Origin of the sequence: Cereibacter johrii (assembly GCF_001720585.1) — a bacterium.
Classification (GTDB): domain Bacteria; phylum Pseudomonadota; class Alphaproteobacteria; order Rhodobacterales; family Rhodobacteraceae; genus Cereibacter_A; species Cereibacter_A johrii.
Genome location: NZ_MABH01000135.1, coordinates 1 through 11,461 on the forward strand (window position 1 = coordinate 1; position 11,461 = coordinate 11,461).

The 11,461-nt window shown below is 67.8% G+C and carries 8 protein-coding genes and 1 pseudogene; 3 read left to right on the forward strand and 6 right to left on the reverse strand.

What is annotated here, in order from left to right; all coding sequences use genetic code 11:
* Positions 1-291: 291 nt before the first annotated feature.
* Positions 292-894, forward strand: a complete 603-nt coding sequence (locus A9O63_RS11015; protein WP_069331978.1) for a YitT family protein — start codon at positions 292-294, stop codon at positions 892-894.
* Positions 895-993: 99 nt separating this feature from the next.
* Positions 994-2,814: a translational GTPase TypA gene (gene typA / locus A9O63_RS11020; protein ID WP_069331979.1), complete on the forward strand. Its 1,821-nt coding sequence runs from the start codon at positions 994-996 to the stop codon at positions 2,812-2,814.
* Between the two features lie 45 nt (positions 2,815-2,859).
* Here typA and A9O63_RS11025 read toward each other — a convergent pair whose 3' ends face one another.
* The 4 genes from A9O63_RS11025 to recA form a co-directional block, all read right to left on the reverse strand.
* Positions 2,860-3,654 carry a class II glutamine amidotransferase gene (locus A9O63_RS11025; RefSeq protein ID WP_069331980.1) on the reverse strand — a complete coding sequence of 265 codons (795 nt, stop codon included), beginning with the start codon at positions 3,652-3,654 and terminating at the stop codon, positions 2,860-2,862.
* Positions 3,655-3,809: 155 nt separating this feature from the next.
* Positions 3,810-4,100: a DUF1330 domain-containing protein gene (locus A9O63_RS11030; protein ID WP_069331981.1), complete on the reverse strand. Its 291-nt coding sequence runs from the start codon at positions 4,098-4,100 to the stop codon at positions 3,810-3,812.
* Position 4,101: 1 nt separating this feature from the next.
* Positions 4,102-6,753, reverse strand: coding sequence for an alanine--tRNA ligase (gene alaS, locus A9O63_RS11035; protein ID WP_069331982.1), 2,652 nt, complete (start codon positions 6,751-6,753; stop codon positions 4,102-4,104).
* An 86-nt stretch (positions 6,754-6,839) separates the two neighbouring features.
* Positions 6,840-7,913 (reverse strand): recombinase RecA, encoded by a 1,074-nt coding sequence (gene recA, locus A9O63_RS11040; protein WP_069331983.1) that lies wholly within the window; start codon positions 7,911-7,913, stop codon positions 6,840-6,842.
* Between the two features lie 194 nt (positions 7,914-8,107).
* Between recA and A9O63_RS11045 the strand changes: the two genes are divergently transcribed.
* Complete coding sequence (locus tag A9O63_RS11045) at positions 8,108-8,698, forward strand: hypothetical protein (RefSeq protein ID WP_069331984.1); 591 nt, start codon at positions 8,108-8,110, stop codon at positions 8,696-8,698.
* Positions 8,699-8,701: 3 nt separating this feature from the next.
* Here the strand turns inward: A9O63_RS11045 and A9O63_RS11050 are convergent, their stop codons facing one another.
* Together A9O63_RS11050 and A9O63_RS11055 are read right to left on the reverse strand one after the other, a co-directional pair.
* Positions 8,702-11,008: a hybrid sensor histidine kinase/response regulator gene (locus A9O63_RS11050; RefSeq protein ID WP_084295807.1), complete on the reverse strand. Its 2,307-nt coding sequence runs from the start codon at positions 11,006-11,008 to the stop codon at positions 8,702-8,704.
* A 93-nt stretch (positions 11,009-11,101) separates the two neighbouring features.
* A pseudogene (locus A9O63_RS11055) lies at positions 11,102-11,461 on the reverse strand (RsmB/NOP family class I SAM-dependent RNA methyltransferase); the annotation flags it as partial.

Consider the following 11,461-nt stretch of genomic DNA (forward strand, 5'->3'; position numbering starts at 1 on the left):
AGGCCGGGGGGCTGTCTGCCCCCCGGACCCCCAGAGGATATTTCTCCAGAGTGAAGATGGGAGGGCTGTGGCGCGCGCCCCGCCCGTGCCTCCCATGCCGGCGAACCGGGCCCCGGGCCCGGCTCCCGCCGGGTCCGCCCCGACAGAGCAGGTCCCTCCGCCTCTACACCTCCTCCCGCGGCGCCCCCCAACAGAGGATCTCCCGGGTCCTTCGACCGCTTGCCCTTTCATTCTGGCCCAAATATCCCGGGGGTCCGGGGGCAGAGCCCCCGGCCTTGCTGCAGGATCCCCATGGCCGCCCCCACCGCCCACACCAAGCTCGAAGATGCCCAGGCCCTCGCCTACGGTTGCACGATGGCCGCCTTCGGGATCACCATCCTCACGCATCTCGGGCTTGTCACGGGGCAGACGGCGGGCCTCGCAGTCCTGATCTCCTACGCAACGGGCTGGGGCTTCGCGCCGGTCTTCTTCGCGATCAACATTCCCTTCTACTGGCTGGGCTACCGGCGGATGGGGCCTGCCTTCACGCTGAAGACCTTCCTGTCGGTCGCGCTCATGTCGGCCCTCGCGCAGGTCATGCCCCAGTGGATCTCCTTCGCGCATCTCCATCCGGCCTTCGGCGCGGTGCTCTTCGGCCTGACCTCCGGCTCGGCGCTCCTCGCTCTCTTCCGGCACGGGGCAAGCCTCGGCGGCATCGGCATCCTCGCGCTCTACCTCCAGGACAAGACCGGCTTCCGTGCGGGCTGGACCCAGCTCGCCTTCGACGCCGTCCTGTTCGCGGTGGCCCTCACGCTGCGTGACTGGCCGCTCGTCGCCTGGTCCTTCCTCGGGGCGCTGGTGGTGAACCTCGTCATCGCCATCAACCACCGCCGCGACCGCTACCTCGCGACCTGACGGATCTTCGCGCCATTGCCGGAAAGCTCTGGTGTTTCTGCGCTGCGTCCTGTAACGCCGCGCTCGAACCCCTGATCCCACACCCGAGAGAGCACCCCGATGGAGCTTCGCAACATCGCCATTATCGCGCACGTCGACCATGGCAAGACGACCCTGGTGGACGAGCTCCTCAAGCAGTCCGGCGCCTTCCGCGACAACCAGTCCGTGGCCGAACGCGCCATGGACAGCAACGACATCGAGCGCGAGCGCGGCATTACGATCCTCGCCAAATGCACCTCGGTCGAGTGGAACGGCAAGCGCATCAACATCGTCGACACGCCCGGCCACGCCGACTTCGGCGGCGAGGTCGAGCGGATCCTGAGCATGGTCGATGGCGTGGTCCTCCTCGTGGACGCCGCCGAAGGCCCGATGCCGCAGACCAAGTTCGTGACCTCGAAGGCGCTGGCGCTCGGGCTCCGGCCCATCGTGGTGCTGAACAAGGTCGACAAGCCCGACGCCGAGCCCGACCGCGCGCTGAACGAGGTCTTCGACCTCTTCGCCAACCTCGGCGCGTCCGACGAGCAGCTCGACTTCCCCGCGCTCTATGCCTCGGGCCGCTCCGGCTGGGCGGACGAACAGCTCGACGGGCCGCGCAAGGATCTGTCGGCCCTGTTCGAACTTGTGCTGCGCCATGTCCCCGCGCCGAAGCAGCTCGCCGCGCGCGAAGAACCGTTCCGGATGCTGGCCACCCCCCTCTCGGCCGATCCCTTCATCGGCCGCATCCTGACGGGCCGCGTCGAGGCGGGCACCGTCAAGGCCGGCGACACGCTGAAGGCGCTCTCGCGCACCGGCGACCGGATCGAGCAGTTCCGCGTGTCGAAGGTGCTGGCCTTCCGCGGCCTGTCGCAGACCCCCATCGATCTGGGCGAGGCCGGCGACATCGTGACGCTGGCCGGCATGTCGAAGGCGACCGTCGCCGACACGCTCTGCGCCCCCGAGGTCGAGGTGCCGCTCCCGGCCCAGCCGATCGATCCGCCGACGATCTCCGTCACCTTCGGCATCAACGATTCGCCGCTGGCCGGCAAGGACGGCAACAAGGTGCAGTCGCGCGTGATCCGCGAGCGGCTGATGAAGGAGGCCGAGATCAACGTCGCGATCAAGGTCACCGACACGCCCGGCGGCGAGGCCTTCGAGGTTGCCGGTCGAGGCGAGCTGCAGATGGGCGTGCTGATCGAGAACATGCGCCGCGAGGGGTTCGAACTGTCGATCTCGCGCCCGCGCGTGCTCTTCCGCGAGGAGGACGGCCAGCGCATGGAACCGATCGAGGAAGTCACCATCGATGTGGATGACGAATTCACCGGCGCGGTGATCGAGAAGCTGACCGGGCCGCGCAAGGGCGAGCTCGTCGAGATGAAGCCCGCAGGGGCCGGCAAGACCCGGATCATCGCCCATGTCCCCTCGCGCGGGCTCATCGGCTATCACGGCCAGTTCCTGACCGACACCCGCGGCACGGGCGTGCTGAACCGCGTCTTCCACGAATGGGCGCCCCACAAGGGCCCGATCGAGGGCCGCCGCGTGGGCGTCCTCGTCTCGATGGAGAACGGCAGCTCGGTGCCCTACGCGCTCTGGAACCTCGAAGAGCGCGGTCATCTCTTCATCGGCGCGCAGGAAGCCGTCTATGTCGGCATGATCATCGGCGAGCACAGCCGCGAGAACGATCTCGAGGTCAACCCGCTGAAGGGCAAGAAGCTCACCAACGTCCGCGCCTCGGGCACGGACGAGGCCGTGCGCCTCACGCCGCCCGTCCGGCTCTCGCTCGAGCAGGCCATTGCCTATATCGACGATGACGAGCTGGTGGAGGTGACGCCCAAGATCGTGCGGATGCGCAAGCGCTATCTCGACCCGCATGAGAGAAAGCGCGCCGCCAAGGCTGCGGAATAAGCGAAGGGCGCCCCTGCGGCGCCCTTTTCCGTTCCGGGTTGTGGCTCAGGCCGCCGCGGCGAGCGGATCCGGCCGGAAGGTCTCGATCCGCACGCGTTCGCCCTCGAAGAGGCAGAAAGAGCCCTGCGCCACCGGCAGCCAGTCGCCCTCGTCCTGCTCCAGCGGCTCGGAGACCACGGCGCGCCCGCCGCGCCGCAGGCTCCAGCGGTGGTAGAGGGTCGGCGCCTGCTCGTCCGACGCATAGCGGACCGCGAAGAGCCGCTCCCCATCCGAGAAGGCCGCGGTCAGGCGGATATGGGGCACCCCACCCTTCTCGCGCGAAAGCCGTTCCAGCCTCACGACCGCGCGCTCCAGCGCGCCCTTCGGGTCGTGCTCCAGCCCCTCGGCCAGCGCCACCAGAAACAGCACCTCGCTGTCCGTCGCGCCCTTGCGGTGGCCGTAGAGCGTCTCGGGGATCAGCATGTCCGCGTCGCGGCGGAAGCGGTCGTAGCCGCCGATCTGGCCGTTGTGCATGAAGCTCCAGCGGCCCACCACGAACGGGTGGCAGTTGTTGCGGCTGGTGGCCGTGCCGGTCGAGGCGCGCACATGAGCGAGGAACAGGCCGGATCTGACCTGCGCGGTCAGGCTGCGCAGGTTCGGATCGCTCCAGGCCGGATAGACGTCGCGGTAGAGCCCGGGGTCCGGCCGCTCGCCATACCAGGCGATGCCGAAACCGTCGGCGTTGATCGCCGTCCCGCATTCGTTGGCGCAATGGCTCTGGTGGATCAGGGAATGTCCCGGACGGCTCACGACCTCCTCGAGGAAGATCGGCGCCCCGATATAGGCGGCCCAACGGCACATGGCTCAGCGTGCTCCGCGGGCGCGGACTGGTTCCGGCATGTTGACCTGCCCCATCATCTGCTCGCGGCCAGCATAGCGCGGGCCGCGGGCCTTGGCATCCTCAAACCGACAGGAAGCGCGCCCTGCGACAGGGCGCCTGTCCGGCGAGGGGCCGCTCAGTCGACCTCTTCGACCACGACGAGATCGCGGACGGAGGCGCCGCGCGCATGATCGAGCGCGGCCTGATATTCGGGCGAGTTGTAGCAGGCCACCGCCGCCTCGACGGAGGGGAAGCGCGCCACCACGTTGCGCGAGCGATCCCGGCCCTCGAGCTGGACGTGGCGGCCGCCGCGGGCGAGGAACACCCCGCCATGGGCAGTGATCACCGGCCCTGCCCCCTTGGCATAGCGCCCGTAGGCCTCCGCATCCGTCACTTCCACATTCGCAATCCAGAGCGCGGTCGCCATGTCAGCCTCCCATCACCGCTTCGGCCGCGCGGATCGCCGCGTCGGCCTGCGAGGCATCGGCCGCCCCCGCCTGCGCCATGTCCGGCCGCCCGCCGCCGCCGCGTCCGCCGAGCGCCTCGGCCGCGGCCTTGACCAGCGTCACCGCCGACAGCCGGTCCGTCAGATCGGGCGTCACCCCTGCCGCCAGCGCGGCCTTGCCCCCGGTGTCCGAGATCAGCAGGACCGCACCGGAACCGACGCGTGCCTTCATCTCGTCGATGAGGCCCGGCATGTCCTTGCCCGGCACGCCTTGCACGACCTGGGCGAGGAACTTCACCCCCCCGATCTCCTTGGCTTCGGAGGCCGCGCCGCCGCCCATCGCGGCCTCGCGGCGAAGCTGCGCCACCTCGTTCTGCAGCTGGCGCCGCTCCTCGACCAGAGCCTTCACCCGGTCCACCAGTTCTGCCGGCGCGGCCTTCAGCGCCGCGGCCGCTTCCGTCAGCCGCTTCATCTGCTCGTTAAGATAGGCGAGCGCCCCCTCACCGGTCAGCGCCTCGATCCGCCGCACCCCGGCCGACGAGGCCGAGTCGCCCAGGATCACGCAAAGGCCGATATCGCCCAGCCGCGCCACATGGGTGCCGCCGCAGAGCTCGAGCGAGTAGGTCTGGCCGTCCGCCCCCTTGCCCGAACCGGCGAGGGTGCCCATCGAGACCACGCGCACCTCGTCGCCGTATTTCTCGCCGAAGAGCGCCTGCGCCCCCAGCGCCCGCGCATCGTCGGGCGACATGATCCGCGTCTCCACCGCGCCGTTCGAGCGGATGAAGCCATTGACCTCGGCCTCGACCGCCGCCAGCTCCTCGGGGCTCAGGGCCTTGGAATGGCTGAAGTCGAAGCGCAGCCGGTCGGGCGCGTTCAGCGAGCCGCGCTGTGCCACATGATCGCCCAGCGCGCGGCGCAGCGCCTCGTGCAGGAGGTGCGTGGCCGAGTGGTTCGCCCGGATCGCCGAGCGCCGCGCATGATCGACCGTGAGCGTGGCGCCCTGACCCTGCCGGATCTCGCCTTCGACCACCTCGGCAAAATGCAGGAACAGGCCCTGCCCCTTCTTCACGTCGGTGATGCGCGCGCGCCCCGTGTCGGTCCGGAGTTCACCCGTGTCCCCGACCTGACCGCCCGACTCGGCATAGAAGGGCGTCTGGTTCAGGATGACCTGCACCGTCTGGCCCGCACCGGCCGAGGCCGTCTCGGCGCCCGCGGCGACCAGTGCCAGCACCTGGCCTTCCGCCCGCTCGGTGTCGTAGCCGAGGAATTCGGTCGCGCCGTGCGTTTCGGCCAGGTCGAACCAGATAGCGGCATCCTTCGTCTCGCCCGACCCCGACCAGCTCGCGCGCGCCTTGGCCTTCTGCTCTGCCATGGCGGCCTCGAAGCCCTCGACATCCACCTTGAGCCCCTTCTCGCGCAGCGCGTCCTGGGTGAGATCGAGCGGGAAACCGTAGGTGTCATAGAGCTTGAACGCGGCTTCGCCCGGCAGGGGCGAGCCGTCGGGCAGATGGCCGACCTCATCCTCGAGCAGCCGCAGCCCGCGCTCGAGCGTCTGGCGGAACCGGGTCTCCTCGAGCTTCAGCGTCTCCTCGATCAGCGCCTGACCGCGCGTGAGTTCCGGATAGGCGGCGCCCATCTGCCGCACGAGGGCCGGCACGAGGCGGTGCATCACCGGATCCTGCGCCCCCAGCAGATGCGCGTGGCGCATGGCGCGCCGCATGATCCGCCGCAGCACATAGCCGCGCCCCTCGTTCGAAGGCATCACCCCGTCCGCGATCAGGAAGGAGGTCGAGCGCAGATGGTCGGCGATGACCCGGTGATGGGTCTTGCCGGGGCCATCCGGATCGGTCGAGGTCGCATGGGCCGAGGCCTCGATCAGGCTGCGCATCAGATCGGTGTCATAATTGTCGTGCTTGCCCTGCAGGAGGGCGCCGATCCGCTCGAGCCCCATGCCGGTGTCGATCGACTGCTTGGGCAGAGGCGTCATCGATCCGTCCGGATGCTGCTCGTTCTGCATGAAGACGAGGTTCCAGATCTCGATGAAGCGGTCGCCATCCTCGTCCGCCGACCCCGGAGGACCGCCCCAGATCGAGGGGCCATGGTCGAAGAAGATTTCGGTGCAGGGTCCGCAGGGCCCGGTCGGGCCCATCATCCAGAAGTTGTCGTTGGTGGGGATACGGATGATCCGCTCGTCCGGCAGGCCCGCGACCTTCTTCCAGATCTCGGCCGCCTCATCGTCCGTGTGGTAGACGGTGACGAGGAGCTTCTCCTTCGGGATGTCGAAGTCCTTGGTCAGCAACTCCCAGGCGAAGGGGATCGCCTCCGACTTGAAATAGTCGCCGAAGGAGAAGTTCCCCAGCATCTCGAAGAAGGTGTGGTGCCGCGCGGTGTAGCCCACATTGTCGAGGTCGTTGTGCTTGCCGCCCGCGCGGACGCATTTCTGCGCCGTGGTCGCGCGGGTGTAGTCGCGGTGCTCGAGACCCGTGAAGCAGTTCTTGAACTGCACCATGCCCGAGTTGGTGAACATCAGCGTCGGGTCATTGCGCGGGACGAGCGGGCTCGACTCCACGACACGGTGGCCGTTGCGTCGGAAATAATCGAGGAACGTCGAGCGGATATCGTTCAAGGACGGCATGAGGAAGCCTCTGTCGGGCAGATCTGCGGTTCGCCGTCTCGTTTAGCCCTGCGCGCCGGGGCTGTCCACCTCGACGCGCGCGAGCGTCACATGTCCACCAGATCGTCGTCCTTGCCGTCTTCCCCGGTCGAGAAGTCCAGCCCGTGCGAGGCGCGAATCCGATCCTCGATATCGCCAGCGACCGTCGGGTTCGCGCGCAGGAAGGCCTTGGCATTCTCGCGCCCCTGCCCGATCCGCTCGTCGCCGTAGGAATACCAGGAGCCCGACTTCTCGACCACGCCGGCCTTGACGCCGAGATCGACGAGCTCGCCCGTCTTCGAGATGCCCTCGCCATACATGATGTCGAACTCGACCTCGCGGAAGGGCGGGGCCACCTTGTTCTTGACCACCTTCACCTTCGTCGTGTTGCCGATGACATTGTCGCGGTCCTTGATGGCACCGGTGCGGCGAATGTCGAGGCGCACGGAGGCATAGAACTTCAGCGCGTTGCCGCCCGTCGTCGTCTCGGGATTGCCGAACATCACGCCGATCTTCATGCGGATCTGGTTGATGAAGATCACCATGCAGTTCGACCGGCCGATGGATGCGGTCAGCTTCCGCATGGCCTGGCTCATCAGACGGGCCTGCGAGCCCATCTGCATGTCGCCCATGTCGCCCTCGATCTCGGACTTGGGCGTCAGCGCCGCCACCGAATCGACCACGATCAGGTTCACCGCGCCGGACCGGACCAGCGTGTCGACGATCTCGAGCGCCTGCTCGCCCGTGTCGGGCTGGCTGATAAGGAGTTCGTCCAGATTGACGCCGAGCTTCTTGGCATATTGCGGGTCGAGAGCATGTTCGGCGTCCACGAAGGCACAGACGCCGCCCTTCTTCTGCTCTTCCGCCACCACATGCAGGGTGAGCGTGGTCTTGCCCGAGCTCTCGGGACCATAGATCTCGATGATTCGCCCTTTGGGCAGGCCGCCGATGCCGAGCGCGATATCGAGGCCCAGCGAGCCCGTCGAAGTCGCCTCGATCTCCATGACCGGGCTGTTGGCGCCCAGTTTCATGATCGAGCCCTTGCCGAACTGCCGTTCGATCTGTGCCAGCGCGCTTTCGAGCGCCTTCGCCTTGTCCATCTCGCGCCTTCCGTTCAAGTCGAGCAGGTTCGCCGTCGCCATGTCCTGTTCCTTATTCCATAGCCGCGCAAAGGCAGCAATCGCTTCGCGAGTTCGCCCTATGTTCCGACCCAATATGGGATCATAAGGCGAACATTGCAACCGGTTTCTCCGGCAGATGCAGCTTTCGACCAAAGCGGTTAAGGGCTAGTTTAGGGCCGCGGGCGCTCGGCAGCCCGGCGATAAAAAGGGACAGAATGCTGATATTCTGGGAGCAACGGCTGGCGTTTCTTGCCACGCCAAAGACGGGGACGACCGCGATCGAGACCGCGCTCGAATCGCTGGCGACCGTATCGGTCCAGCGACCGCCCCTCCTGAAGCACACAACGGTTCAGCAGTATCGGCAGTTCATCGGCCCCTACCTCGACAGCACGGCAGGAGAGCCCTTCACGCTGGTGGCCCTGATGCGCGAGCCGCGGGCCTGGCTTGGCAGCTGGTTTCGTCACCGCCAGCGGGAAGATGTCGTGGAAGCCGCGATGAGCACCGCGCATCTGGATTTCGACTCTTTCGTACGGGCCTATGCATCGGACCCGCAGCCGGAGTTCGCGGCGGTCAGCTCGCAGGCCCGCTTTCTCGACCCCGGCGGGGCACGGGGGGTGGATCGGCTCTTCCGCTACGAAGCGATCGATTTGTTCATCGACTTTCTGGAGGAGCGTCTCGGGTGCGAGATCATCCTGCCCCGGCTCAACGTCTCGCCCTGTGCGCCGCTCGATCTCAGCGCCGACAGCGAGGAGAAGCTGCGGAACGTCCTTGCGCCCGATTTCGACCTCTATGCCTCGCTCGAGTGAAGGTCAGTGCACCTGCCCCTGCACTGTCGAGGTCAGATCATTGAGCGAGAACGGCTTGGGCAGAAACACGGAATTCGGGATGCGTGACTGCGACTCGGCCAGGCATTCCTCGGCGTAGCCCGAGACGAAGATGACGTGGACATCGGGGCGCTGCTGCAGCGCCTGACGCACCCATGTGGGCCCATCCATTCCCGGCATCACCACATCGGTCACGAACACGTCGACCTCGAGCGCCGGATCCTCGAGAGCCCGCAGCGCCTCCTCGGCATTCTCGGCCTCGATGACCGTGTAGCCGCGCATCCGCAGGGCACGGGAGGCAAAGGCACGCACGGGCGCTTCATCCTCGACGAGGAGCACCACGCCCTCGCCGCGGCGCGAGCCATCGGGCTCGGGACGGGCGACCGGAGGCGGCTCGACGGGAAGCGGCTCTTCATTGATGGGGAAATAGAGGTGGAAGACGCTGCCGCGCCCGACTTCGCTGTCCACGAAGATGAAGCCGCCGGACTGTTTCACGATACCATAGACCGTCGAGAGGCCGAGCCCCGTTCCCTCGCCGACGCGCTTGGTGGTGAAGAAGGGCTCGAAGATCTTCTGCAACCGGTCGGGGGGAATGCCGACACCCTCGTCGCGCACATGGATGGCGGCATAGCGCCCGGGCGGAACGGCCGCGCGGTCGCGGCGCAGCTCCTCGGTCAGAACGAGATCCTCGGTCTCGATCCCGATCACGCCACCCTCGGGCATGGCGTCGCGCGCATTGACAACCAGGTTCATCAGGACCTGCTCGAGCTGACGCTTGTCGGCGCGGATCGGCCCGAGGGAGGGGGCATGCGACAGGCGCAGCGTCACGCGCTCGCCCACCAGACGATTGAGAAGGTGGGTCAGGTCGGCCAGAACCTCCTGCAGGTCGATCCGTTCGGGCTTCAGCGTCTGCTTGCGCGAGAAGGCAAGGAGCTGACCGACGAGGCTCGCGGCCCGATTGGCGTTCTGGTGGATCTGGACGAGATCCGCGAATTCCGGGTCCTCACGGTCGTGGCGCAGCAGCAGCAGATCGCAATGGCCCGAGATCGCGGTGAGCAGGTTGTTGAAGTCGTGGGCGATGCCGCCGGCGAGCTGGCCGATCGCCTGCATCTTCTGGCTCTGGACGAACTGGGCCTCGAGCGTCTTGAGCGCCGTGGCGTCATTCAGGACCGCGAGGACAAGCGGGCGTCCATGCTCGACGATGCGACGCAGCGCGATCTGGAGGAACACCTCTTCCTCGGATCGGCGCAGACGCAGCACTTCGGCGCCTCCGGGCATCCGCTCGGCGGCGACGTCGGCCAGCCAGTCCCTGACCGCACGGCCGAGGCCTTCGAACAGGTCGGAGAAATCCGGCTGCGCATCGTGGCCGAGCCCAAGGAGATCGCGTGCGGCGCGGTTCGCGACGCGCAGGCTGCCGTCGCTGCCGAACTTCATCAGAGCCACCGGCAGATGCTCGAAATCCGCATGAGAGGAGCCTTGCGCCATCGTGGAGGGCACCGGCATGAGGTAGATCTCGCGCCGTTCGCCCAGGCCTTCGACCTCGGCCAGAATCGCGCGCACGGGGCCGTCGACGGTGGCCACCTCGACCTCCTCGCCCGACCGCGGCGCGAGATCGGTGAAGACGCGGTCAAGCCGCTTCGGCCGCTCGCCAACGAGCCGGCGCAGCGACTCGTTGGCGAAAAGCACCACGCCCGACTTGTTCGCCACCAGCATCGGCAGGCTCAGCCCCTCGGCTCCGCGGCCGGCCACCACGGCGCGATCCTGGAACTCCTCGAGCCGCCAGAGGAAGCGGCCGGGCCCGATCCGGTGCACGGACAGCCGGACATGGCCGCGGCGCGTCACCACATCCTCGCGCGATGAGCCGAGATTGGCCGCGCGGGCCTGCAGCCGGAAGAGCACGGAGGCGGGGCTTGCGAAGTGATCGCCGAGCGAAGCCACGAGCGTGCTGCCGCTGCGCTCGCCGAAGCGCGCGATGGCCGCGCGATTCTGGTAGCCGACCTGGCCCACCGCATCCGTCGTGAAGCAGGGTGCCGCATCCTCGCCCAGGAGCCGCGCGAGCCGCAGATCGAGGCCACGGTCACGCACCCGCTCCCAGACCATCAGCCCCCGGGCGATCAGCACGATGGCCACGAAGGTGAAGGCCACCATGACGGCTTCGAGCCGCATGTCGAGGTCGGAGGCGAAGAGAGCGGTTACCAGCGCCCCGCCGGCCACGGCGAGCAGGAGCCAGTGCCTTGAGCCGAGCCCTTCCGCCGCCCCCACGAGATCTGCTGACTGCCTGTGCACTGACATCCCCGAGCCGGATTCGCCCCTGGGACATTCGGCCCGGAAATCGTTAAGCACTGCTTAATCGGCGAGAGGAACCGGCTCGCAAGACACGAAAATTCAGGCAGGTTTCTGCAACAGGTCGAGGAAGAAGCCGTCGCCGCCGTCGAGTGGGGTCAGCCGCAGCTGGCGCACCCGCCTCCAGCCGGGGCTCCGTTCGAGGAAGGCGTCGGTCTGGCCCGCATTTTCCGGGGCGAGGAGCGAGCAGGTCGCATAGGCGAGGTGCCCGCCCGGTCGGACCAGCGGGGCCACCTCGTCGAGGATCGTGGACTGGATCGCCCGGAGCTCGGCCAGACGCTCCGGCGTGAGGCTCCACTTGCCCTCCGGCGCGCGGCGCCAGCTGCCCGAGCCCGAGCAGGGCACGTCCGCCAGCACGAGATCGAAGGGGCCGCGGCGCGCAGGTTCTCCCGCTGCGAGCCG